At 62.7% G+C, this 22,583-nt stretch carries 23 protein-coding genes; 10 read left to right on the forward strand and 13 right to left on the reverse strand.

Annotation, left to right across the window (positions count from 1 at the left end; translation table 11 throughout):
- Positions 1-36 precede the first annotated feature (36 nt).
- The 3 genes from MAXJ12_RS01825 to MAXJ12_RS01835 all read right to left on the reverse strand — a co-directional run bounded on the left by MAXJ12_RS01825 (position 37) and on the right by MAXJ12_RS01835 (position 2,775).
- Positions 37-897 (reverse strand): C40 family peptidase, encoded by an 861-nt coding sequence (locus MAXJ12_RS01825; RefSeq protein WP_008834032.1) that lies wholly within the window; start codon positions 895-897, stop codon positions 37-39.
- Positions 894-1,244, reverse strand: coding sequence for a MarR family winged helix-turn-helix transcriptional regulator (locus MAXJ12_RS01830; RefSeq protein WP_008834033.1), 351 nt, complete (start codon positions 1,242-1,244; stop codon positions 894-896). The genes MAXJ12_RS01825 and MAXJ12_RS01830 overlap by 4 nt, the downstream gene beginning before the upstream one ends.
- A gap of 166 nt (positions 1,245-1,410) precedes the next feature.
- A complete protein-coding gene (locus MAXJ12_RS01835; RefSeq protein WP_008834034.1) occupies positions 1,411-2,775 on the reverse strand; it encodes a leucyl aminopeptidase family protein in 1,365 nt (454 codons plus the stop codon).
- 124 nt (positions 2,776-2,899) lie between these two features.
- On the opposite strand from MAXJ12_RS01835, the gene MAXJ12_RS01840 reads away from it, so the two are divergent.
- Positions 2,900-3,724 carry a tetratricopeptide repeat protein gene (locus MAXJ12_RS01840; protein ID WP_040584628.1) on the forward strand — a complete coding sequence of 275 codons (825 nt, stop codon included), beginning with the start codon at positions 2,900-2,902 and terminating at the stop codon, positions 3,722-3,724.
- Positions 3,725-3,762: 38 nt separating this feature from the next.
- Here MAXJ12_RS01840 and MAXJ12_RS01845 read toward each other — a convergent pair whose 3' ends face one another.
- The 10 genes from MAXJ12_RS01845 to MAXJ12_RS01890 all read right to left on the reverse strand — a co-directional run bounded on the left by MAXJ12_RS01845 (position 3,763) and on the right by MAXJ12_RS01890 (position 13,243).
- Positions 3,763-4,116: a VOC family protein gene (locus MAXJ12_RS01845; protein ID WP_008834036.1), complete on the reverse strand. Its 354-nt coding sequence runs from the start codon at positions 4,114-4,116 to the stop codon at positions 3,763-3,765.
- A 61-nt stretch (positions 4,117-4,177) separates the two neighbouring features.
- Positions 4,178-5,194, reverse strand: coding sequence for a type II secretion system F family protein (locus MAXJ12_RS01850; RefSeq protein ID WP_008834037.1), 1,017 nt, complete (start codon positions 5,192-5,194; stop codon positions 4,178-4,180).
- 4 nt (positions 5,195-5,198) lie between these two features.
- Positions 5,199-6,212, reverse strand: coding sequence for a type II secretion system F family protein (locus MAXJ12_RS01855; RefSeq protein ID WP_008834038.1), 1,014 nt, complete (start codon positions 6,210-6,212; stop codon positions 5,199-5,201).
- Positions 6,213-6,231: 19 nt separating this feature from the next.
- Positions 6,232-7,728, reverse strand: a complete 1,497-nt coding sequence (locus MAXJ12_RS01860; RefSeq protein ID WP_008834039.1) for a TadA family conjugal transfer-associated ATPase — start codon at positions 7,726-7,728, stop codon at positions 6,232-6,234.
- Positions 7,729-7,757: 29 nt separating this feature from the next.
- Positions 7,758-9,038 (reverse strand): CpaE/TadZ family protein, encoded by a 1,281-nt coding sequence (locus tag MAXJ12_RS01865; protein WP_008834040.1) that lies wholly within the window; start codon positions 9,036-9,038, stop codon positions 7,758-7,760.
- Positions 9,039-9,068: 30 nt separating this feature from the next.
- Complete coding sequence (locus MAXJ12_RS01870) at positions 9,069-9,809, reverse strand: CpaD family pilus assembly protein (protein WP_008834041.1); 741 nt, start codon at positions 9,807-9,809, stop codon at positions 9,069-9,071.
- 14 nt (positions 9,810-9,823) lie between these two features.
- Positions 9,824-11,416, reverse strand: coding sequence for a type II and III secretion system protein family protein (locus MAXJ12_RS01875; RefSeq protein ID WP_008834042.1), 1,593 nt, complete (start codon positions 11,414-11,416; stop codon positions 9,824-9,826).
- Positions 11,417-11,418: 2 nt separating this feature from the next.
- Complete coding sequence (cpaB, locus tag MAXJ12_RS01880; RefSeq protein WP_040584618.1) at positions 11,419-12,231, reverse strand: Flp pilus assembly protein CpaB; 813 nt, start codon at positions 12,229-12,231, stop codon at positions 11,419-11,421.
- 187 nt (positions 12,232-12,418) lie between these two features.
- Entirely contained in the window at positions 12,419-12,940 is a 522-nt protein-coding gene (locus tag MAXJ12_RS01885) for an A24 family peptidase (RefSeq protein ID WP_008834044.1), read from the reverse strand.
- Between the two features lie 123 nt (positions 12,941-13,063).
- Entirely contained in the window at positions 13,064-13,243 is a 180-nt protein-coding gene (locus MAXJ12_RS01890; protein WP_008834045.1) for a Flp family type IVb pilin, read from the reverse strand.
- 355 nt (positions 13,244-13,598) lie between these two features.
- On the opposite strand from MAXJ12_RS01890, the gene MAXJ12_RS01895 reads away from it, so the two are divergent.
- The 9 genes from MAXJ12_RS01895 to dnaN all read left to right on the forward strand — a co-directional run bounded on the left by MAXJ12_RS01895 (position 13,599) and on the right by dnaN (position 22,577).
- Positions 13,599-14,024: a pilus assembly protein N-terminal domain-containing protein gene (locus tag MAXJ12_RS01895; protein WP_008834046.1), complete on the forward strand. Its 426-nt coding sequence runs from the start codon at positions 13,599-13,601 to the stop codon at positions 14,022-14,024.
- A gap of 148 nt (positions 14,025-14,172) precedes the next feature.
- Complete coding sequence (locus MAXJ12_RS01900; RefSeq protein ID WP_050898772.1) at positions 14,173-14,763, forward strand: TadE/TadG family type IV pilus assembly protein; 591 nt, start codon at positions 14,173-14,175, stop codon at positions 14,761-14,763.
- Positions 14,764-14,782: 19 nt separating this feature from the next.
- On the forward strand, positions 14,783-15,400 hold the full coding sequence (locus tag MAXJ12_RS01905) for a TadE/TadG family type IV pilus assembly protein (RefSeq protein WP_008834048.1): 618 nt from the start codon (positions 14,783-14,785) through the stop codon (positions 15,398-15,400).
- A 137-nt stretch (positions 15,401-15,537) separates the two neighbouring features.
- A complete protein-coding gene (locus tag MAXJ12_RS01910) occupies positions 15,538-16,779 on the forward strand; it encodes a phosphopentomutase (RefSeq protein WP_008834049.1) in 1,242 nt (413 codons plus the stop codon).
- Positions 16,772-17,662 carry a bifunctional DNA-formamidopyrimidine glycosylase/DNA-(apurinic or apyrimidinic site) lyase gene (gene mutM, locus MAXJ12_RS01915; RefSeq protein WP_008834050.1) on the forward strand — a complete coding sequence of 297 codons (891 nt, stop codon included), beginning with the start codon at positions 16,772-16,774 and terminating at the stop codon, positions 17,660-17,662. The genes MAXJ12_RS01910 and mutM overlap by 8 nt, the downstream gene beginning before the upstream one ends.
- Positions 17,663-17,722: 60 nt before the next feature.
- Positions 17,723-18,496: an enoyl-CoA hydratase gene (locus MAXJ12_RS01920; protein ID WP_008834051.1), complete on the forward strand. Its 774-nt coding sequence runs from the start codon at positions 17,723-17,725 to the stop codon at positions 18,494-18,496.
- Between the two features lie 161 nt (positions 18,497-18,657).
- Complete coding sequence (rpsT, locus tag MAXJ12_RS01925) at positions 18,658-18,924, forward strand: 30S ribosomal protein S20 (RefSeq protein ID WP_008834052.1); 267 nt, start codon at positions 18,658-18,660, stop codon at positions 18,922-18,924.
- An 878-nt stretch (positions 18,925-19,802) separates the two neighbouring features.
- Entirely contained in the window at positions 19,803-21,263 is a 1,461-nt protein-coding gene (gene dnaA / locus MAXJ12_RS01930) for a chromosomal replication initiator protein DnaA (protein ID WP_008834053.1), read from the forward strand.
- Between the two features lie 195 nt (positions 21,264-21,458).
- Positions 21,459-22,577: a DNA polymerase III subunit beta gene (gene dnaN / locus MAXJ12_RS01935; protein WP_008834054.1), complete on the forward strand. Its 1,119-nt coding sequence runs from the start codon at positions 21,459-21,461 to the stop codon at positions 22,575-22,577.
- Positions 22,578-22,583 lie beyond the last annotated feature (6 nt).

The raw sequence follows: 22,583 nt of genomic DNA on the forward strand, positions 1-22,583 counted from the left end.
CGCTTGCAGCGCGGGAGGGGATCACAGTCAAAAAGCCTACGGCCTTCTGAACCCCGTCGGGCCGCCATAGAGATAGCCTATGCGGTCGATGGCGTCGGAGAGCCGTTCGCGGGAGACCAGCATTGTCTGGCCGTTGGCATGGATCATGTTTTCGGCGTCGGTCATGATCGCGACGTGGCCCTTCCAGAAGACGAGGTCGCCGCGCCGCAGTCTCGAAAAGCCGGGGCCTGGCTCAACCGGCGCGCCGATGCTTTCGGCCTGCATGTCAGTGTCGCGCAACACGTTCCTGCCGGCCATGCACATGGCGAGCTGCACCAGCCCGGAGCAGTCGATGCCGAAACCTGATACCCCGCCCCAGAGATAGGGCGTGTAGAGGAGCGTCTCCGCCACCGCGACATAGTCCGTCGCGGCTTCGCCGATCGGGCGCAGGTGCCCCGCCACCAACGCTTCGCCGGAGGGCAGGAGCGCATAACGCGTGCCGCGCGTCTCGGCATAGCCGGTGGCGGTCACTGCCGAGCCCATCGACAATTCGCCCGAGCGCGGGAGCTTCAGGTCGGGGCCGGGATAGAGAAAACTGCGCGGCGCGGCCACGATATGCGTCGGTTCGGCCTCGCGCATCCCAAGGGCCGACTCGACCACATAGCCGACATAGCCGTCGCTTTCCGCCTGAATCCAGGCCCAGCCGCCCGCCCGCTCGAAGACCCGCACATCGGCGCCGAACAGCGCCTGCGTATCGACACCTGCATCCGGGGCCGGCGCCTTCCTGATGTCGGCGACTGCGGCGACGATGCGCGCCGGCTGGCCGGCGACAAAGCGCTCAGCCGCGACTTCACCTCTGAGGCGGTCGTCGGCGAGATCGGGACGGAAGGCATGCAGGCGGGCGTCGCGGGCAGTCAAATCGGCAGCTCCTTGGCTTTGGCGATGATAACATCGCCGAGCCGCTCGACATAGAGCGCGCCTTCGACGGTCCGTCTGACCAGCACGTTGCGCTTGTCGCGTTCGTCTCGGTGGCGCGAAACCAGCTTCAGCGCGCCCATCGAATCCAGCGCGCGCGTTATCACCGGCTTCGTGACGTTGAGCCGCGCGGCGAGGCCGCGCACGGTGTGCGGTGGCGGGTCGAGATAGACGGTGAGCAGGATCGCCGCCTGGCGCATGGTCAGGTCAGGCGCGTCGTCACGCACCTCCGAAAGGGTGACCTGCTGCCAGAGCCGAAGCGCCTGGCTGGGGCGCAAGTTGATGGTCATCGCAGCAGAATGAGCGCGAAACGTTTCGGTTCCGTTTCAGTTAGTGCAGATCATCATGTGAGGTCGGCGCCACCCCTCACCTGCCAGCCGGCATTTTCTCCCTGTATCTTTCGACAAGCTCAGACAGAGAGAAGCGGACTAGGCAGCTTCAGCCTTGCCCGAATGCTTAGCCATACCTCCGGGCCAGCACGCGCTCCAGCGCACGGATCCCCTGGGCTTCGCCGCCGGCGGGGCCGTGGGCGCGGTCGGACGGGTTCCAGGCGAAGATGTCGAAATGCGCCCAGCTTGCCGCCTTCTCGACGAAGCGGCGCAGGAACAAGGCCGCCGTGACGGAGCCGGCGAAGCCGTCGGTGGTGACGTTGTTTATGTCGGCGATCTTTGAGGTCAGCTTAGCCTCGTAGGGCCGCCACAGCGGCATGCGCCAGAGCGGGTCTTCGACAGCGAGTGCGGCGACCGCGAGTTCGGCGGCTAGCGCGTCATCGTCAGTATAGAAGGGCGGCAGGTCCGGCCCGAGCGCAACGCGGGCGGCCCCGGTCAGCGTGGCCATGTCGATGAGAAGCTGCGGCTCCTCCTCGTCGGCGAGCGCCAGCGCGTCGGCCAGAACCAGCCTGCCCTCGGCGTCGGTGTTGCCGATCTCGACGGTGAGGCCCTTCCTGCTCGGCAGGACGTCGCCGGGCCGGAAGGCGTTGCCCGAAATGGCGTTTTCCACCGCCGGGATCAGCACACGCAGGCGGATTGCGAGTTTCGCTTCCATGATCATAGAGGCAAGACCCAGCACATTGGCGGCACCGCCCATATCCTTCTTCATGATCAGCATGCCGCTTGCCGGCTTGATGTCGAGGCCGCCCGTGTCGAAGCAGACGCCCTTGCCAACCAGCGTGACCTTCAGCGCGTCCTTCGGGCCCCAGCGCATGTCGATCAGACGCGGCGCTTCAGTCGAAGCACGGCCGACAGCGTGGATCATCGGAAAGTTCTTTTCCAGCAGCGCATCGCCCGAGACGATTTTGATCTTGGCGTTGTGCTTGCCCGCAAGACTCTGGACCGCGGCTTCGAGCGCGTTGGGTCCCATGTCGTTGGTGGGCGTGTTGACCAGGTCGCGGGCCAGGAACACGGCGTCGGCGACGCGGCGCGCGTGCTCGATGTCGACGCCTGCCGGCACGGAAAAGCGTACGTCGCGCGACGGCTTCTTGCCGTAGCGGGTGAAGGCGTAGCCGCCGAGCATCAGGCCGAGCGCTGTGAGCGCCGGGTCCTTCGGCTCGGAAGCGAAATACCAGTCGCCCTCCGGCAGCGCCTTGGCCAGCGCGCCGGCAGTCAGCGACGCCTCGCCATTGCCCATGCCGCAAAGCGCGCCGGCAGCCGCGCCGCCGGCGCCAGGCAGGAGCAGCACCTTGCCTGCCTCGCCGGTGAAGCCGTTCGCGGCAGCCCATGCCGCGGCGGCGGGATCGAGGCCGGCTTTTTCCAGGCCGCCCCTGGTGACGAGATAGACGGGCAGCGCTTTGCGGGGCTGCTTGTGCACGAGTTCAAGAGGCATGTTTTCGGTCCTGGGACTGGTGAGGGCGTTCCTTAACCATCCATTAGGGTTAACGGAATATTTCTCCGAGGTGGGGCAGGCGGCCGGCGAACGGTCGCGGAGACGGATGGAGGTTCGGGCGCCGATGTTGACCAATCGCACGATGAACGCAACAGGCAAGCGGCTCGTGACCGGCGTTTTCCTGACTGTGATGGCCGCCGGCCTGGCCGGCTGCGGCACCTCGAAAATGATTACAGGCTCGATCTCGCGCGACGCGGGCAGGCCGATCGAAACCATGTCGGCCAGCGAACTCGACTCGACGGCCGACGCGCTGGGCAAGGCCTACACGCGCAACACCGAAGACAAGCCGACCGCCATGCGCTACGCCAGCGTGCTGCAGATGAACGGCAAGGCCGACCAGGCGCTCGCCGTCATGCGCAAGCTCGCCATCGCGCATCCCAAGGATCGCGAGGTGCTCGCCGCTTATGGCAAGGCGCTGGCCGGCGTCGGTCAGCTCGAACCGGCGCTGGACGCGGTGCGCCGGGCGCAGACGCCGGAATATCCGGACTGGAAGCTGGCCTCGGCCGAAGGCGCGATTCTCGACCAACTCGGCCAGACCGCCGAGGCGCGGCGGCTCTACCGCAAGGCGCTGGACCTGAAGCCGAACGAGCCTTCGGTGCTTTCCAATCTCGGAATGTCCTATGTGCTGGAAGGGGACCTCAAGACCGCCGAGACTTATATGCGGTCGGCTTCGCAGGCCGCGGGAGCCGACAGCCGGGTGAGACAGAACCTGGCGTTGGTCGTCGGGCTGCAGGGCCGCTTCGAGGAAGCCGAGCAGATCGCCAGGCAGGAGCTTTCGCCCGAGCAGGCGGAAGCCAATGTCGCCTATCTGCGCGGCATGCTGGCGCAGCAGAATGCCTGGACCCAGATCAAGGCCGAAGAAGAAAAGCCGGAAACCAATACGAACTGAGGCTGGCATCTACGCCGCCGCGCAGGAACACCGCCGCTTCATTCCTCGTGCCAGAGGATGTTCACGAGGCGGCCGAACGGGTCGCGAACGTAGAAGCGCCGCACGCCCCAGGGTTCGCTGGCCGGGCCGTATTCGATCTTCAATCCGTGGGCGACGACACGCTGCCGGACCTCCTCCAGATCATCGACCTCGATCGACAGATCGGGAACCGGCGTCCCCGAACCGCCTTGTGTGGCGAAGCTGATCTGCGGGGCTGCAAGGCCCTCATCCGCGAAGGTCTGGATCCAGCCGTGATCCATCACAATTCGGAGCCCGAGGATCTCGCCGTAAAAGGCATGAGCCGCGCCGAGATCCTCCGTTGCTATATTGGCGACTATGCGCTTGACCGTCATCGGATCCTCCATGCGCCAAGATCATTCGCGGTTCTTTATCTAGGCCTCGGCGCCTGAAGGGCTACTGGCTGGACGTCCGGCCGCCATCGCCGAAGATCCCTTGCTGACTGATCTGGATGCCGGCGGGGCCAAGGATAATGGCGAAGAGCACCGGCAGGAAGAACAGAATCATCGGCACGGTCAGCTTTGGCGGCAGCGCGGCCGCCTTCTTCTCGGCCGCATTCATGCGCATTTCGCGGCTCTCGGCCGCCAGCACTCTGAGCGCCGTGGCGACGGGCGTGCCGTAGCGCTCGGCCTGGACCAGCGCCTGCGTGACCGACTTGACCGATTCCAGTCCGGTGCGGCTGGCCAGGTTTTCATAGGCCTGCTTGCGTTCCTGCAGATAGGAGAGTTCGGCATTGGTGAGCACGAACTCTTCGGCGAGGTCGACCGACTGGCCGCCTATCTCGTCAGCAACCTTGCGCAAGGCCGCCTCGACGGACATGCCTGATTCCACGCAGATCAGCATCAGGTCGAGCGCGTCGGGCCAAGCCATCTGGATCGACTGCTTGCGCTTCGAGGCGCGGCTGCTGACGTAGAGATTGGGCGCGTAGAAGCCGCCATAGGCGACGACGATACAGACGAAGAACCGTATCAGAGGCGGCTGATCAGGCAGGCCGCCGAGCACGAACATATAGACGAGCGCCAGGGCGAAGCCGACAATGGGCAGCACCAGGCGGAAAAACAGGAACTTCGTCAGCGGATTCTGGCCGCGGAAGCCGGCGACCTTGAGTGCGTTCAGCGTCTTTTCGTCGACCAGCGCACGCCTCAGATCCAGCTTCTCGACGATGTTACGCATGCCGATCGACTGTTCCTCGCGCAGGCCCTTGCGGCGGCGCTCGGCATCGGCGGCGAGGCGCGCGCGCTGCTTGGCGCGGAGTTCGTCACGCTCCAGCGCCACCGATTTCATGCGCGCCTTGAGCGGATTTCCGCCGAATGCCGGCAGCACAGTGAAGACGGTGGCGAAGACGGCGATGCTGACCAGCATCGCAATGAGAAAGGATGGATCGGTAAGGGCTTTGACAACTTGATCGGTCATTTCTTCAGACCTCGAAATTCATCATCTTGCGCATGACGAAGATGCCGATCGACATCCAGACGCCGGAAATGCCCAGGATCAGATGGCCGGTGCTCGTGGTGAACAGCGGCATTATGTAATTCGGGCTCGTCAGATAGACGAGGAGGGCGACGATGAAGGGCAGGGCGCCGATGATCGCGGCGGATGCCTTCGCTTCCATGGACAGCGCCTGCACCTTGGCCTTCATCTTTTTGCGGTCGCGCAGCACGCGCGAAAGGTTGCCCAGCGCTTCCGACAGATTTCCGCCGGCCTGGCTCTGGATCTGGATGACGATGCCGAAGAACCCTGCTTCGGGGCACGGCATGGTTTCGGGCATGCGCATAGTCGCCTCCGGGATCGATAGACCGACCTGCTGCGATTCGACGATGCGGCGGAACTCGGTCCTGACGGGCTCGGGCGATTCATTGGCGATGAGCCGGATGCCATCATTGAGCGGCAGGCCCGACTTCACCGCGCGCACGATGATGTCGAGCGCGTTGGGAAACTCTTCGAGGAAGGCCTTGACGCGACGCGCCCGCCGAAACGACACGAACCAGCGCGGCAGGCCGAGCGTGCCAGCGATAAGCGCACCGCCTACGACCATCAAGGGGGCGCCCAGCACGAAGGTCGCGAGCGTCAGCGCGAGACCGCTGGCGAGCGAATAGAGATAGAAGCGCTCGACCGTCATGGTCATGCCGGCCTGCCGAATCTGAACCTTTAGCGGCGGCTTCTTGACGTTCTGGTCCTTCGCCTTCTGCTTGGCATCGAGGTCATCCAGCGAATCCTGCACGGATCTGCGGCGCTTGGCTGCTTCCGCCATCCGGTCGCGCGACGCCTTGACTACGGAGCGATCGGTATCGGCGCGCTTGACGGTTTCGAGCCGTTTGCCGGCATTCTTCTCAGCGGCGATGGTGTTGAACAGGAATGCATAGGCGACAGCGCCGGCGCTGCAGCCCGCGAGCGCTATGAAGGCCAGTATCGTTCCGTCGATGCCGAACATCAGAGCACGCTCCCGCGCATCAATCCGCCTTCTTTTCCATGGCTTCGAGCGCGCTGGCGAGGCGCTGCTCTTCATTATAGTAGCGCGCGCGGTCCCAGAAATGCGGACGGCCGATGCCGGTGGACACGTGCTCACCCATAAGCCTGCCCGAGGAATCTTCGCCCTTGATGTTGTAGAGGATCAGGTCCTGCGTGATGATCACGTCACCTTCCATGCCGATCACCTCGGTGACGTGCGTGATGCGGCGCGAGCCGTCGCGCAGGCGGGCGGCCTGGATGATCACGTCCACCGAGCCGACGATGATCTCGCGCACGGTCTTTTGCGGCAGCGAATATCCGCCCATCGCGATCATGGATTCGATGCGGTTCAGGCACTCGCGCGGGCTGTTGGAGTGGATCGTCCCCATCGAGCCGTCATGGCCGGTGTTCATCGCCTGAAGGAGGTCGAACACTTCCGGTCCGCGGACTTCGCCGACGATGATGCGTTCGGGGCGCATGCGCAGGCAGTTCTTGACCAGATCGCGCATCGTCACCTCGCCCTCGCCCTCGAGGTTGGGCGGACGGGTTTCGAGGCGCACGACATGCGGCTGCTGCAGCTGAAGCTCCGCCGAGTCCTCGCAGGTGATGACGCGTTCCTCGCGGTCGATGTAGTTGGTCAGGCAGTTCAGGAGCGTCGTCTTGCCGGAGCCGGTGCCGCCGGAGATCACGATGTTGCAGCGGACCCGGCCGATGATCTTCAAAACCTCGGCGCCCTGCGGGCTGATCGCGCCGAACTTGACCAGTTGGTCGAGCGTCAGCTTGTCCTTCTTGAACTTGCGGATGGTGAGCGTGGTGCCGTCGATAGACAGAGGTGGCGCGATGACGTTGACCCGCGAGCCGTCGGGAAGGCGGGCGTCGCAGATCGGGCTCGATTCGTCGACGCGGCGGCCGACCTGGCTGACAATGCGCTGGCAGATGTTGAGGAGCTGCTGGTTGTCGCGGAAGCGGATGCCGGTCTGCTCGACCTTGCCGTTGACTTCGATAAAGACCTGCTTGGCGCCGTTGACCATGATATCGGCGATGTCGTCGCGGGCGAGCAGCGGCTCAAGCGGGCCATAGCCCAGGACGTCGTTGCAGATATCCTCGAGCAATTCCTCCTGCTCGGAAATCGACATCGCGAAGTTCTTGATCGCGATGATGTCGTTGACGATGTCGCGGATTTCCTCGCGCGCGCTGTCGGGGTCGAGCTTGGCGAGCTGCGACAAGTCGATCGTGTCTATCAGGGCCGCGAAAACCTGCGACTTGGTATCGTAGTAGCTTTCGCTCCGCTCGCGCGATGCGCGACGCGGCTCGGGCGCGATCGGCGGAGAGGCGACCGCACGTCGGGTTGGGGCTGCGGCGGGAGCAGTCGCCGACGCAGGCGTCGCCGGGGCCAGTGCCGGCTCCGGAGTCCGGACCACCGGGGGAGCCGCCGGAGTGGGCGCGCGGAATTCGGGCGTCGCCCGGCTTCCGTCGTCATTGCCTCTTCTGCCAAACATGATCGATTACCAATTCCGCTGCCGGTGGATCACTTCTTCTTCAGCTTCAGCTTGCCAAGAAGATCACCGAATGCGGCTTTCTTCCTGGCCTTGATCTCGCTTCGCCCGGTCAGCACGTGAGCGATGTCGTTGATCGATGCGACGACCGGGTTCTTGGCGTCCATCTCACCGAGCATGCGCCCGTTGTTGGAGGCGTTGCCGAACAGGAGCGGCTCGAACGGTATGACCGCCATCGGCGTCACGCCGAGCGGTTCGGCGAAGTCGGCTATCGATATCTCAGGCCGCTTCGGGACACCCGCCTGATTGACGATCAGCTTCGGCGGCACGTCATTCGGCCTGATCTTCTTAAGCATATCGACCAGGTTCTTGGCGTTGCGCAGATTGGCCAGTTCGGGCGTCACCGTGATGACGATCTCGTCGGCTTTCATCAGCGTGTTCTTGGTCCAGCCGGTCCAGACATGGGGCACATCCAGCACCAGAAGTGGGGCGCTGCGTTGCGCCGTATCGATGATCTGGGCGAAGGCGTCGATGTCGAAATCATAGACGCGGTCGAGCGTCGAGGGCGCCGCCAGAAGCGACAGCCGCTCGGCGCATTGCGCGAGCAGGCGGTCGAGATAGACTTCGTCGATGCGCTCGGGCGAAAAAACGGCATCCGCTATGCCCTGGGCCGGATCCTGATCGAAATTGATGTTGGCAGTGCCGAAGGCCAGGTCCAGATCGGCTACGACGACCTCGGAGGCGAAGAGGTTGGACATGGCCCAGGCGACGTTGTGGGCGATCGTCGACGAGCCGACGCCGCCCTTTGCGCCGATAAAAGCGATCGAGCGGCCGATCGGTTCGGCCTCGGGATCGACGAAGATCGACGAGATGACGCTGACGATGTCGGCCATTGAAATCGGGGCTACGACATATTCGGAAATGCCGGTGCGGATCAGTTCCCGATAGAGGCCGACATCATTGTAGTGACCGATGACGACGACCTTGGTCGATGGATCGCAGTATTCCGACAATTGCCGGAGCCCGGCGAGCAGTTCCTTCGGCTCGCTGCGGGATTCCAGAATGATCAGGTTGGGCGTCGGCGCCGTCTGGTAGAATTCGATCGCCGTCGCAAGGCCACCCATATGGACCTTGAGATGGGCCTTCGACATGCGGCGATCCTCGCCGGCGCGCTCGATCGGGTTGGCGATGCCCTCGGTCTCGCAGAAGGCCTGCACGGAGATGCGCGGAACCGGGCGCAGCGCTTGCATCGCTGCGATATCCTGCGCCGCGTCGCTGCTTTCGAGAGTGGTATCGTAGGCCAGATTGTTCATGTTTCACGCGCCCCCAAGGCTGCGACTGGATCAGTATTCGACTTCGCGGCGTTGTGGCGGCGCAAAGACCGGCGCATTGCGGTAGTCGTCGATGACGATGCCGCGCCTTTCGGCGTCAATCGTGGTCTGCTTGCGCGGACCGAGCAGGTCCGACGGATTGGCGATCTGCGCGGCCAGATTGTTCTGATAGGAGCAGCCGAAATTGGCGTAATGCTTGTTTTCGGTGGATTCCAGAATGTCTTCCGGCCAGCGCCCGCATTTGCCCGTCTGCGCCTTCATGGCGGTATAGGCGACGCGGACCGGCGCCGAGATCTCCGGCGACGGCGCCTGGTACGAGCTGATCAGGATCCGGCTGTCGGGAATGCCGTTGGCCTTCGCCAGCCTGGCGAAGTCGTTGCCGGCATGAGACGCGGCGATGTCATTGGCTGCGCCCACCGGCACCAATATGCTCACCGGGGGGGCCGCGCTGCGGTCGTAATCTGCGAAAAAACCTTCCAGGGAGGCACGCTGCCCCGCCGTCATGCCGCGGTCGCTGGCGGCCACGGGAAGATCGATCACCTGGTCCTTCTCGGCGATGACGATCGGATGGTTGGTGCGGTAGTCGTCCGGGATCGACCCCACGACGACGCTGTCCCGCTGGCCCATCGCGCATCCGGCAAGGAGCGCCAGTGCAGCCACGCCGAGGATTGAAACCGCCGGCCGGCGGATGCGCGTGGGGGAAACGCCCTTGCGCGCGGCATCCGTCCGGTTCTTAAACGCTGCCTTAGACATTGCCCGTTCCCCGCTCATTTGTAGATGAAGCCGACCATCCCGTGATAGCGGCCATTCGGCTTGTCGGTCTGCATGGTGCCGTAGACGCGGTTGACCCTGCCGAGGAACATCCCGGCGCCGTCGCTCGCGGCATTAAAATTGTCGTCCGGCTTGGCGAGCGCATTGCGCGCGGTCGGCTTGACCAGATAGGGCGTCACGATGATGACGAGCTCGGTTTCGTTGCGGACGAAATCGCGGCTGCGGAAAAGCGTGCCCAGAACAGGAATTTTGGCCAGGCCAGGAAGGCCGTTGACCGCCTGCCTGACGTCGTCGCGCACCAGGCCGGCTATCATCATCGACCCCCCGGAGGGGAGTTCGACCGTGGTGTCGGCCAGGCGCTTTCGGATCGAAAGCGCGGTTGAGCCAGGTACGTTGAATCTACTACCCATAGACGGGCTGGAGAAGGTGACCGACCCTTCCGTTGTCGGCTCCGAGACAGAAGTCCTTATCTTCAGGCTGATCCGGCCCGGCGAAAGCACTACCGGCAGGAATTCCAGACCGATGCCGTATTCAAGCTTCTGGATATCATAGGTAAGGGTGTCGGCTTCACCTTTGGTCTGGTCTCCTTGCGAGACACTCTGACCGGTAAGCAAGTTGAATTCGCCGCCCACCTTGAAAGTCGCCTTTTCACCGGAAACCGCTGTGAGCGTAGGTTCGGCGAGAGTTTTCATAACGCCGGACTGCTCCATGGCGTTGATGTAAGCATCGAGCATGGAAGTACCGAGCGATATCTGCGAATCAGAAAGAGGTTTGCCGAGCCCAAGCACGTTGTCGCTGATAGCGCCCCATGTGATGCCATTTCCGTCGCCGCTGCCAATCATATTGACGCCAAGCTGCTTCATGACGTTGCGGCTGACTTCGGCAACCGTGACCTTCAGCGTGACCTGATCCTCGCCGATGATCTGGAGAAGATTGACGATCTGGCTGGTGCGGCGGGTGGAATCGGGATTGTCGATGTCGACACCGCCGTCAGACGAACCACCAGAGGCGGTCTGCGAGTATTGGCCGGTCGTCGCTTCACCGCCGCTGACGAAGATGTTGGCAAGCTCGGCCGCGCGCTTGGCGTCGAGCGGCGTGTCCACGGTGCCGGTGAGGACCACATTGTCGTTGATGAGCTCGACGGTGATATCCGAATTGGGGATGAAGCGCTGGATATAATCCTCCAGGCCGGCAACATCGCGCTCGACGGCGAGGTCGAGACTGACGATCTGTTCGCCATTCGGGCCGAAGACGAAGATGTTGGTCTGGCCGACGGCCTTTCCGAACAAGTAGATGCGCCGCGCCGTGCGCGTGACTGCGTCGGCGACCCCCGGATTGGCTACGAGAATGTCATAGGCGTCGCTCGGCAGGTCGATCACGATGGACTTGTTGAGACCAAGCTTCACTTGCTGGCCCGCGGCGGCCGAAGAGCCTATTTTCGCAAGATTCTCGGCAGCCTGAACACTGGTGAGGCCTTCCAGGCCTGTGCCTGCAAGCAGGACCGCGCAGACAGCGGCCAATGTCGTCGCGGTGCGGAAGGTGAACTTACAGGCGTGCCGGACGGACATGACGGGTGATTTCGCGGTCATTGTCATTTCCTGGCTCCCACTTCGGAAACTTCGCCCGATTTGATCAGCCGGACCGTGCCGCGCCGGCCATTGCCGGAGACGAGATAGTCGGCCTCGACCTGCGGCTCTTCCTGCGCGTCCGCGACCGACCGCAGCGCGAGCGTGAGGCGATCGGCCATCTGCTGCGCCACGGTGATGATCTCGGCCTGCTGGGGCGTGAGTTCCAAGGTCGCCGTCTCGCCTACTTTGACGCGGCGGCCCTCCTCATCCTCCTGGATTGCCTGGTCGATCGCCAGCACCTTGATGTTCTGCAGGATGGTTTCTGTGATGAAGCCGCTGCCGGCGCCGGCAGTGTCGGAGCGGCGCGTCATGATGACGTCGACAAAATCGTTGGGAAGGATGAAGCCGCCGGCCGAGGTGTCGGCGGCGATCTGGGTGGCGACGGCGCGCGACCCCGAGGGCAGGATAGACGACATGAAGCTCTGGCCTTCGCCGACCAGCTTGGAGCGACGCAGCGGCTCGCCGCCATACATGGCAAGGCGGGCGATCGAGCCTTTCAGCTTTTCCATCGCATCGGGCTCAGCCGCGCGGGCGATGAAATGCTCGGTAACCGCGTTGGACGGCCAGGCCTGCCAGGATAGTTGGTCCCCGACGGGAGCGCCCATCGGAACATCGCCGGACAACACCAGCACTTCAGTCGTCTCGATCGACGGCTGTTGTGGGCCAGCCTCGACGACGATTTCTGCCGGAGGCGCCGACATGTTCTTCGCCACGTAGCCAGCGCCGCCCGCCGCAGCCACGGCCACGCCCAAAATGATCAATCTCGATGCAGCCATTTGTCCCAGCCCGCCCTTGGCAACTCATCTAGTCGAGCCGGACATTGCATCGCCAATCGTCAAATTACGGTTAATGCAATGCTTACGATCGTGATTAATTTAAGGTTTACTCAAATACCGCCGAACCCATGCCGGCAAACGAAAACGGGCGGCCAGGCCGCCCGTTGTGAACGGGGATTGACCGAGGTCAACTCGCCGCCAGCCGCTCCAAAGCCCAGACGACCAGCGGCGAAGCGGGATAGGCGACGAGCCCGCCCAGGCCGAGCGCTATGCCGTAGGGAATGCCGACGGCATCGTCCGCGAAATGGCGCAGGAACATGTTGCGGCTGGTGAACACCGAAAGCGCTGAGTTGCGATAGGCCAGGATGGCGACAGTGAGAACGCCGCCGAGGAAGGCCGAAACCACCAAATACTCGATGAGGTGGATGTTGAAGCCAAGGAACAGCGCGGTGGCGGACATGAGCTTGGCGTCGCCGCCGCCCATACCGCCCAGCGCGAAAAGCGCGAAGGTGACCAGCAGCACGACGCCGCCGGCGGCCAAATGCCAGCCGAAGTCGATCCAGTCCATGCCGGTGAGAGGCGCGACAATCGCAAACGTCGCCACCAGGACAATCGCGACGCGGTTGGCGATCGTCATCGACAGCATGTCGGAGACCGCGGCAAACAGCATGCAGAACGGGAAAACGACGAAAATCGCGGCTTCGAGCATGTCTGTTCCAATGTGGCTCCCGCCGTCGCCTGCAGAGCGCCGGCATAGTTCCTTTCAAATAAAAAGGCCGCTCCGTTGGGAGCAGCCTTTTTATATAGCAAAAGGCCTGCAGCCCTATTCGAATTACGGGTTGTCAACCGCTGTCAGCGAATCCGCGATAGACTGGAATTTCAGGGCCAGTTCGTCGCCGATGGCTCCGGCTCCAACGATAATCGCCATGGCGATAAGGGCGGCGATCAGACCGTATTCGATTGCGGTCGCGCCGGATTCGTCCTTCACAAAACGTGCAATGAGTTTAGACATTTGGAGAGCTCCTTACTCCACGTGTTACAGCACTTCCGTCAACTTTTTTGTCGGGGTTGATCGGATGACCGGAAAGTACAAGCGAGCTCTTTCGATCGGCTTAATAAACAGCCTTACCGAATTCTTTCAGCCGCCTCCCGCCCCTTTTGGTTAACCGCCGGCTAAACTTCGGCGGGATATTCGAAGCCGGGTGCATTGCTGGAATGGCTCGCTCCGCCGGGCTTTCGCCACGCTCTTATTTATATGCCCGCCGACGATCATTCCGACGACGGGGCAGCGACCCTGGAACGCTTAACCGTTGGTTCACCAATATCGTTCATCTTCCGTTGAACACTTCCCTCGCCCGGAGAGCCCCATGGCCGCGCTGAGATCTTTCCTTCGCATTGCTGGCGCAGCCGCGCTCATCGCCGCGTCCACGCTTGCCGCGCATTCGGGCGCCGGCATCGAGGTGGTCATGAACCAGGCCAAGATCGTCAAGCTTTCGCGTGCCGCAGACACGATCGTTATCGGCAATCCGGCGATCGCCGATGCGGCGGTGCAGGACGGCACGACGATCGTGCTGACCGGAAAAGGGTTCGGCGTGACCAATCTCGTCGTGCTGGACCAGACGGGCGCACCGATCGTCGACGAGCAGGTGACGGTGACGCGGCAGACGACTTCGTCGGTGCGCATCTATCGCCGCGCCAATCTGCAGACATTGTCCTGCACGCCCTATTGCGAAAACTCCTACAAGACCGATGCCGAGCGGGAATCGGACATGGCGCTGGGTGCGAGCCAGTAGCGGCGGCCAACTCCGTCGGGCAGCCGCGCAAGGCATGGTAACCGCAGGGTAAAATCGGGCGCGCCAATTCTAGCGACCATCAAAACCGGACTTCAACCGGTTCAGTCTAATGTCCGGAAGCGATGACATTGGATCGGCGGGAACCGAAATGATTGCCAGACCCGATACGGATAGCGGAAACCCGCGAAAGCGGCCGCGGAGCATTCTGTCGCGGTTTGTACGCGATCGAAGCGGCGCAACAGCGATCGAGTTCTCGGTCTTGGCGATACCGTTCTCGCTGCTGATATTCGCGATTCTCGAGAGCTGCATCTCCTTTGCCGGACAGCAGGTCATGTCCAACGCTACCGACGACATCGCCCGCCAGTTGCGGACGGGGCAGCTCAAGGCCAGCGATCCGACGTTCACCCACGAGTTTCTCAAGGACAAGATTTGCGAAAGGCTCGAGGTCATGGTCGCCGACGGCTGCCTCGGCCTCCACGTGGATCTGCGTAGCTTCAACACGTTCGAGGAGGCCGCCGCCCTGCGTATCATTTACGAGGGCAGCGGCAAGGACAAAGCGCTTGCGACGTCCAACTTCACATTCGACCCCGGTCCGTCGCTGTCCAAGAACGTCCTGCGAGTGTTCTACGAATGGCCGGTCATAACCGATTTCATGCGCGCGTCGATGTCCAATCTCCAGGGCGGCAAGACGCTGCATTTCGCAACCGTAACCTGGCAGAACGAGCCGTTCGACGATTGAACACGGAAGGTCCAAGGAAATGTCTGTTGGTGCGGGGGCACAAACTGCAATATCGAAGCTGGCGGCTGGTTTTGCCAGGCTGATCCCGGATCGCCGCGGCGTCGCGGCGGTGGAGTTCGCGCTGATCGCACCGCTGCTCCTGTCCATGTACTTCGTCACCATGGAAGTGGCGCAGGGCATCGAGGCCAACAAAAAGGTCGGGCGGGTCGGAAGCATGGTGGCCGACCTGATCACGCAGCAGTCCGAAGTCACGCCGAGCCAACTCGATGCCATCATGAAGATCGGCGGATCGATCATGCAGCCATACAACCGCTCCACGCCCAAGATCGTGGTGACCGCCATCGGCATCTCGGCGACCTCGGAGGTGACGGTGGAATGGTCGCGCAAGCTTGAGAACGGCGCCTACAGCAAGGGCCCCGTTACTGTGCCTGCGTCTGCGGTGCCGCCGACGCTCCAAATGCCCGGCTCGTTCCTGATCCGCGTCGAGAGCTATCTCGACTACGAGCCGCTCATCACGTGGTCGCCGGACGCCAAGTCGACCCTTGGCCTGATGGCGGCCTTCGACAATATCGACATGAAGGAAACCTACTACTTGCGGCCGCGCATGAGCCCGACCATCAAATGCGCGACCTGCTGAGCAACCTCTAGCTCTTTTTGGCAGGAGCTTGCACCGGGCCTGCTCCGGCGCTTGCGGTGGCGAATTGCCAAGGCCACTCCCGGACCTTATGTCTGGGGGCGACCAGCGACCACCCGCAACAATGAGCCGGATACTTCATGGCCCGCGCATTCCTGTTCGTCCTCGATTCATTCGGCATTGGCGGCGCAGCCGACGCCGAGCGCTTCGGCGATTCCGGGTCGAACACGTTCGGCCACATCGCCAAAACCTGCGCGGCGGGAAAAGCCGACCGGGACGGATTGCGGCAGGGGCCTCTCATGGTTCCCAACATGCTGGCGCTGGGGCTCGGGCGAGCCGGGGCGCTCGCGACCGGCTTCTCCTTCGGCCAAGATGCACCGCGGCTTATGCCTTCGTCTTTCCACGGCGCGGCCGACGAGGTGTCCAGCGGCAAGGACACGCCCTCCGGCCACTGGGAAATAGCGGCAGTGCCGGCGCCGTTCGAATGGGGATATTTCCCGCACACCGAACCCACCTTTCCTGCCGAACTGACCGAGGCGATAATCGAGGAAGGCAATGTTCCGGGCATTCTCGGCAATTGCCACGCCTCGGGAACGGAAATTATCGCCAAACTCGGCGAAGAGCACATCAGGAGCGGCAAGCCGATCTGCTACACATCGGCGGATTCGGTCATCCAGATCGCCGCGCATGAGAGCCATTTCGGGCTCCAACGTCTCTATGATCTTTGCAAGACAGTGCGAAAGCTGGTCGATCCGCTCAATATAGGGCGGGTTATCGCGCGGCCCTTCATCGGCGAGAGCCCGGCGGATTTCGAGCGGACGGCAAATCGGCGCGACTTCGCTGTGCCGCCGCCCGAGCCGACATTGCTCGACCGTCTGGTCGAGCGCGGCAGCCGCGTCATCGGCATGGGCAAGATCGGCGACATCTTCGCGCATCGCGGCGTCTCCGAAGTACGCAAGGCGGCCGGCAACATGGCGCTGTTCGACAAGACGCTTGTCGCCATCGACGATGCCGGCGACGGCGACCTGGTGTTCGCCAATTTCGTCGACTTCGACACGCTGTACGGGCACCGGCGCGACATTGCCGGCTATGCGGCGGCGCTCGAGGAGTTCGACCGCCGCCTGCCGGAGGCGCTGGCGCGGCTGAAAAACGGCGATCTGCTGCTTCTGACCGCCGACCACGGCTGCGACCCCTCCTGGCGCGGCAGCGACCATACGCGTGAGCGCGTTCCGATCATCGGCATGATCCCGGGGCGTTCCGGCGGGTCAATCGGCCTCAGGAACACCTTCGCAGATATCGGCGAGACGGTTGCCGAGCATCTCGGCCTGTCGCCCGGCCGCCACGGTGCGTCATTCTACAAGACGATTTCCGCGCATGCCTGAACTTCCTGAAGTCGAGACCGTGCGGCGCGGCCTGCAGCCGGTGATGGAAGGCGCGCACATCATGCGCGTCGAAGCCCGCCGGCCGGATCTGCGCTTCCCGCTGCCCGAACGCTTCGCCGAACGGCTCGAAGGCCGCACTGTCACTGCCTTGGGCAGACGGGCAAAATACCTTACCGCGCATATCGATGGCGGGCCGACGCTGATCTGCCATCTCGGAATGTCCGGATCTTTCCGGGTTGAAGCGGGTGCGGACAGCGATATGCCCGGCGCCTTCCATCACGAACGCTCCAAGGCGTCGGCGCACGACCATGTGGTGTTCCACATGGAAGTGCCGCGAGGCGAAACCGTGCGCGTGGTGTTCAACGATCCCAGGCGCTTCGGCTTCATGCTGTTTGCCGAAGGCGCCTCCGGCGACCACCCGATGCTGGCCGGGCTGGGGATCGAGCCGACAGGCAACGCGCTCGACGGGCGGCTGCTCCAGGAATTGTTCCAAGGCCGAAAATCACCGCTCAAGGCGGCGCTGCTCGACCAAAGGCTCATCGCAGGTCTCGGCAATATATATGTCGCGGAGGCGCTGTGGCGTGCCGGCCTGTCGCCGCTTCGCGCGGCCGGAACCATAGCCGAGCGGGGAAAGAAGGCCGCGGCCCGCGCCGACGCCCTGGCGGAGGCTGTGCGGTCGGTGATCGCCGACGCCATACAGGCTGGCGGCTCGTCCCTGCGGGACTACATCCAGGCCGACGGCTCGCTTGGTTATTTTCAGCATTCGTTCTCTGTCTATGACCGTGAGGGCGAGCGCTGCACGACGCCCGGCTGCAAGGGCCACATCACGCGCGTCGTGCAGAGCGGAAGATCGACATTCTATTGCCCGTCCTGCCAGCGTTAGGTTAGAGCAGGGCTGCTCTAGGTCAGGGCGACAGCGCGCAGATTTCAGGGAGAGCTTCTGATGGCTTACGAAACGATCATCGTCGAAACGCGCGGCAAGGTCGGCCTTGTCACGCTCAATCGACCGGAGGCGCTGAATGCGCTGAACTCGACGGTTCTCGCCGAAGTGCTGGCAGCGATGCAGATCTTCGAAGCCAACCCGCGCATCGGCGCCATGGTGCTAGCCGGCTCGGAAAAGGCGTTTGCGGCCGGCGCAGACATCAAGGAGATGCAGTCCAAGAGCTATGTCGACGCCTATTTCGAGGATTTCTTCGCCGGATGGGAGCAGTTTGCCCGCATTCGCAAGCCGGTGATCGCGGCAGTCGCGGGATATGCGCTCGGCGGCGGCTGCGAACTCGCGATGATGTGCGACTTCATCATTGCCGCCGACAGTGCCAAGTTCGGCCAGCCGGAAATCACGCTTGGCGTCATGCCCGGCATGGGCGGCTCGCAACGCCTCACCCGCTTCGTCGGCAAGTCCAAGGCCATGGACATGTGCCTGACCGGCCGGATGATGGACGCGGCCGAAGCCGAGCGCTCCGGCCTGGTGTCTCGCGTCGTGCCGCTGGGCGAACTTCTGGAGGAGACGCTGAAGGCCGCGGCCAAGATCGCCGAATTCTCGCTGCCCGCCGTGATGATGGCGAAGGAAGCGGTCAATCGCTCCTACGAAACCACGCTTGCCGAAGGCCTGCGCTTTGAGCGCCGGCTCTTCCATTCCATGTTCGCACTGGAAGATCAGAAGGAAGGCATGGCGGCCTTTATCGAGAAGCGTTCGGCCAATTTCAGGAACCAGTGACCGCCGCAGCAAACCCGTTCAAAATCGTGCCCAAACAGCGTTGACGGGCCGGGAAAGCTGCACTATAAGCCGCACCAACCGAGGCGGCCTGTGGCTGCCCGTTTGTTTTTTGCGCCCAAGCCAAACCCGGGCGCCCATGCAGAGATACAAAGAGAGGCACCATGGCCAATACATCTTCGGCCAAGAAGGCTACGCGCAAGATCGCACGGCGCACCGCGATGAACAAGAACCGCCGCTCGCGCGTCCGGACCTATATCCGCAAGGTCGAGGAAGCGCTGGCCGCCGGCGACAAGACCGCTGCGGAGGCGGCCTTCCTGGCTGCCCAACCGGAACTGATGCGCGCGGCGACCAAGGGCGTCATGCACAAGAACACCGCCTCCCGCAAAGTTTCACGGCTGGCTCAGCGCCTCAAGACGCTTTCCGCCTGAAGCGCAGGAAGCATCCAACCGAAACGAACCCGGCCTAATCCGCCGGGTTTTTTCGTTTGCCGACAATGGGTTGCAAAATGCCCGCAACAGGATGCCCCAGCGGAACTCTCAACAGTTGCAACTGTTTTGCCGGCATATGCGGAATTTCTGAACTCAGGCAGCCCAAAGCGCCGCTTCAGCGTATAACTATCCTGACACGTTTTCCTCTTTAAATTCAGATAGTTGCGAAAGGTTGTCCACAGCTTGTTCAATATGCCGGTGGATGATCCGGGGCATTTAGCTGTCAAGCAAATATTTTAAAAATTTTTCGCGCTAGCGCCCGGCTCCGGCAACCGGCGAAAAACGATTTGAATCCACACGCTTTTGTCGTTTCGGCAACCAACGGCGCCCCAGAGTCGGGCAATTCACCAATCAGATTCATTAAAAATCCGTTAGCTGCGGCCTTGCCCTGTCCACAGCGATTTTTGTAATGTCTGTACATCGAAAGGGACGGGCCAATGGCCTGACGACCTAGCTGGAAATCGCAGAATTTGAGCGTGGGGGTTTGTCTCTGCGAATGGATTAGGTTTGCCTTTCGAGCGTGTAGGGGACTGGGGGCAAGACAAATTTTGGGGAAGCGAGTGCGCTCTGGCTATTTGCCGGAAACGAGCTTCCTTTGCCTTGTTGGGGTGATGCCGGTGCGGGCGGGGACAAGCCCGTGCCGGCAATGAAGGAACCGTGTCGCCGGGCGGATGCACGGCGATCGGGATCAACTGTCGACGGGCGCGGCGTCGGCGAAAACAGAAAATGAAGCGAGGGATTGAACAATGCAAAGCGGCATCGAAAGAGAGGCTAAGTCCGGCTTCTCTTTTCCTGGAAACCGGATCGGGGGAGACGGCATGGCAGCGTCGGGCAGCGCGGAAAAGGCATTCGACAAAGTTAAGGCGCAGCTAAAGGCGCGTCTCGGAGGCGAGGTCTATTCCAGCTGGTTCGGCCGGATGAAGGTCACCGAAGCGTCCAAGGGCCTGGTCCGGATTTCCGTGCCGACCGCGTTCCTGCGCTCCTGGATCAACAGCCACTATCTCGATTTGATTTCCGAGCTTTGGAAGCAGGAAGATCCCGACGTCCTGAAGATCGACATCGTGGTTCGCACCGCGACCCGCATGGCAGCGCCGGCCGGTGAGGCCGAGCCGGCCTTCGCCCGCAAGGCGACACGGCAGGTGCACACCGCGCTTTCGGCCGGCACAGCCGCAGCGGCTGCTGTCGAGCGGGCGACGCCCGCCCGGGCAAACGGCGCCGACGTGGAGTTTCGGCAGAGCGTTCTCGGCTCTCCGCTCGACCCGCGCTATACGTTCCAGTCCTTCATCGAAGGACCGTCAAACCGCGTCGCGCTCGCGGCTTCGCGAGCGGTGGCGGAATCGAACTCACGATTCAATCCGCTGTTCCTTCACGCCACCGTCGGGCTCGGCAAGACCCATCTCCTGCAGGCGATCGCAGCCGAATCCCTGAAGCAGAACCCGAAATCGCGGGTGGTCTATCTGACGGCGGAATATTTCATGTGGCGCTTCGCCACCGCCATTCGCGACAACAATGCGCTGACGCTCAAGGAACAGTTGCGCGACATCGACCTGCTGATCATCGACGACATGCAGTTCCTGCAGGGAAAATCGATCCAGCACGAGTTCTGCCATCTGATCAACATGCTGCTCGACAGCGCCAAGCAGGTCGTGGTGGCGGCCGATCGTCCGCCCTCCGAGCTGGAATCGCTCGAGCCGCGCGTGCGTTCGCGGTTGAATGGCGGCGTGGCGCTGGAAATGTCGGCACCGGATTTCGGCATGCGGCTCGGCATGCTGCAGCTTCGGCTGGCAAGCGCCAAGGCCGACGACCACGCGCTCGATATATCGGAGGAGATCCTGACCCATGTCGCGCGCACCGTCACCGGCAGCGGCAGGGAACTGGAAGGCGCTTTCAACCAGCTCTTGTTTCGTCAGTCCTTCGAGCCGCAGATCACCATCGACCGTATCGACGAGATCCTCGGCCATATCTATCGCTCGGGCGAGCCTAAACGGGTACGCATCGAAGACATCCAGCGGATCGTGGCGCGGCACTACAATGTGTCCAAGACCGAGCTTCTGTCGAACCGGCGCACGCGCACGATCGTCAAGCCGCGGCAGATCGCCATGTATCTCGCCAAGGTGATGACGCCGCGCTCGCTGCCCGAGATCGGCAGGCGTTTCGGCGGCCGCGACCACACCACGGTGCTGCACGCAGTACGCAAGATCGAGGATTTGTCCGGCGGCGACAACACGCTGGCGCAGGAACTGGAACTGCTGCGCAGGCTTATCAGCGACCAGGCTTGAGCCCCTAAGGACAAGCGGCCGGCCGCCAGGGCCAGCTTATCCCCAGAAAGACTGCGGAACCGCATGCTTGCGGTTTCGCGGGCTTGCCTTTCGCAGCTTTTTCTTGTCAGTCTGACGCATTCTGTCCAAGTTGGGCCTTACGCGGGAATCCGAGCCCGGAATTCCGTTCCTTCGTTCAAGCGAGCCTATTTCGTCATGCGTGTAATCCTGGAACGCTCAAACCTCTTGAAGTCGCTTAACCACGTTCATCGCGTGGTCGAGCGACGCAATACCATCCCGATCCTGTCAAACGTGCTGCTCGCCGCCGAAGGCCAGAGCCTCGAACTGAAGGCGACGGACCTCGACCTCGAAATCACCGAGGCGACCGCGGCCAAGGTCGAGCGCGGCGGCGCCACCACTGTTCCGGCGCATCTGCTCTACGACATCGTTCGCAAGCTGCCGGAAGGCGCCGAGGTGATGCTAAAGACCGACGAGGACGGCAACGCCATGACTGTAGCGTCGGGGCGGTCGAGCTTCCGCCTGCAGTGTCTGCCGCAGTCGGATTTCCCGGAACTCTCAGCCGGCTCGTTCTCGCATATTTTCCGCCTGGAATCGGCGGCGCTGAAGGGGCTGATCGACAAGACGCAGTTCGCAATCTCGACCGAGGAGACGCGCTACTATCTGAACGGCATCTATTTCCACGCCATCGAGGCCGGCGGCAAATTGAAGCTGCGTTCGGTCGCGACCGACGGCCACCGGCTGGCGCGCGCCGAAATGGATGCGCCAGCGGGTTCCGAGGGCATGCCGGGCATCATCATTCCGCGCAAGACCGTCAGCGAATTGCAGAAGCTCGTGGACGATCCGGACGTGGCGGTCACCACGGAACTATCGGACACCAAGATCCGCTTCACCATCGGCAGCGTGATTTTGACCTCCAAGCTGATCGACGGCACGTTCCCGGACTATCAGCGGGTCATCCCAACCGGCAACGACAAGAAGCTCATCATCGATCGTGAGACTTTTGCGCGCGCCGTTGACCGCGTGTCGACGATTTCGTCGGAGCGCGGCCGCGCCGTGAAACTGTCGATTTCCGACGGGCAAGTCACGCTGGCTGTGAACAATCCGGATTCGGGCAGCGCGACCGAGGAATTGGCCGCCGACTATTCGTCCGACCCGATCGAGATCGGCTTTAACGCGAAATACCTGCTGGATGTCGCAGCGCAGCTTTCGGGCAGCGAAGCGCGCTTCATGCTGGCCGATGCCGGGTCGCCGACCCTGATTCACGACACGTCGGACGAGCACGCGCTCTACGTGCTCATGCCGATGCGCGTTTAGGAACGG

This window comes from Mesorhizobium alhagi CCNWXJ12-2 (assembly GCF_000236565.1).
Taxonomy (GTDB): domain Bacteria; phylum Pseudomonadota; class Alphaproteobacteria; order Rhizobiales; family Rhizobiaceae; genus Allomesorhizobium; species Allomesorhizobium alhagi.

Excerpts from the sequence above, each read along its gene's own strand:
- cpaB (WP_040584618.1), bottom strand. The coding sequence starts at position 12,231 with ATGGCTGCATCGAGATTGATCATTTTGGGCGTGGCCGTGGCTGCGGCG.
- MAXJ12_RS01920 (WP_008834051.1), top strand. The coding sequence starts at position 17,723 with ATGGCTTACGAAACGATCATCGTCGAAACGCGCGGCAAGGTCGGCCTT.
- MAXJ12_RS01860 (WP_008834039.1), bottom strand. The coding sequence starts at position 7,728 with ATGTTTGGCAGAAGAGGCAATGACGACGGAAGCCGGGCGACGCCCGAA.
- MAXJ12_RS01840 (WP_040584628.1), top strand. The coding sequence starts at position 2,900 with ATGTTGACCAATCGCACGATGAACGCAACAGGCAAGCGGCTCGTGACC.
- MAXJ12_RS01905 (WP_008834048.1), top strand. The coding sequence starts at position 14,783 with ATGTCTGTTGGTGCGGGGGCACAAACTGCAATATCGAAGCTGGCGGCT.
- MAXJ12_RS01830 (WP_008834033.1), bottom strand. The coding sequence starts at position 1,244 with ATGACCATCAACTTGCGCCCCAGCCAGGCGCTTCGGCTCTGGCAGCAG.
- MAXJ12_RS01865 (WP_008834040.1), bottom strand. The coding sequence starts at position 9,038 with ATGAACAATCTGGCCTACGATACCACTCTCGAAAGCAGCGACGCGGCG.
- MAXJ12_RS01845 (WP_008834036.1), bottom strand. The coding sequence starts at position 4,116 with ATGACGGTCAAGCGCATAGTCGCCAATATAGCAACGGAGGATCTCGGC.
- MAXJ12_RS01850 (WP_008834037.1), bottom strand. The coding sequence starts at position 5,194 with ATGACCGATCAAGTTGTCAAAGCCCTTACCGATCCATCCTTTCTCATT.
- MAXJ12_RS01910 (WP_008834049.1), top strand. The coding sequence starts at position 15,538 with ATGGCCCGCGCATTCCTGTTCGTCCTCGATTCATTCGGCATTGGCGGC.
- MAXJ12_RS01855 (WP_008834038.1), bottom strand. The coding sequence starts at position 6,212 with ATGTTCGGCATCGACGGAACGATACTGGCCTTCATAGCGCTCGCGGGC.
- MAXJ12_RS01895 (WP_008834046.1), top strand. The coding sequence starts at position 13,599 with ATGGCCGCGCTGAGATCTTTCCTTCGCATTGCTGGCGCAGCCGCGCTC.
- dnaN (WP_008834054.1), top strand. The coding sequence starts at position 21,459 with ATGCGTGTAATCCTGGAACGCTCAAACCTCTTGAAGTCGCTTAACCAC.
- MAXJ12_RS01890 (WP_008834045.1), bottom strand. The coding sequence starts at position 13,243 with ATGTCTAAACTCATTGCACGTTTTGTGAAGGACGAATCCGGCGCGACC.
- mutM (WP_008834050.1), top strand. The coding sequence starts at position 16,772 with ATGCCTGAACTTCCTGAAGTCGAGACCGTGCGGCGCGGCCTGCAGCCG.
- MAXJ12_RS01875 (WP_008834042.1), bottom strand. The coding sequence starts at position 11,416 with ATGACCGCGAAATCACCCGTCATGTCCGTCCGGCACGCCTGTAAGTTC.
- dnaA (WP_008834053.1), top strand. The coding sequence starts at position 19,803 with ATGGCAGCGTCGGGCAGCGCGGAAAAGGCATTCGACAAAGTTAAGGCG.
- MAXJ12_RS01835 (WP_008834034.1), bottom strand. The coding sequence starts at position 2,775 with ATGCCTCTTGAACTCGTGCACAAGCAGCCCCGCAAAGCGCTGCCCGTC.
- MAXJ12_RS01870 (WP_008834041.1), bottom strand. The coding sequence starts at position 9,809 with ATGTCTAAGGCAGCGTTTAAGAACCGGACGGATGCCGCGCGCAAGGGC.
- rpsT (WP_008834052.1), top strand. The coding sequence starts at position 18,658 with ATGGCCAATACATCTTCGGCCAAGAAGGCTACGCGCAAGATCGCACGG.
- MAXJ12_RS01885 (WP_008834044.1), bottom strand. The coding sequence starts at position 12,940 with ATGCTCGAAGCCGCGATTTTCGTCGTTTTCCCGTTCTGCATGCTGTTT.
- MAXJ12_RS01900 (WP_050898772.1), top strand. The coding sequence starts at position 14,173 with ATGATTGCCAGACCCGATACGGATAGCGGAAACCCGCGAAAGCGGCCG.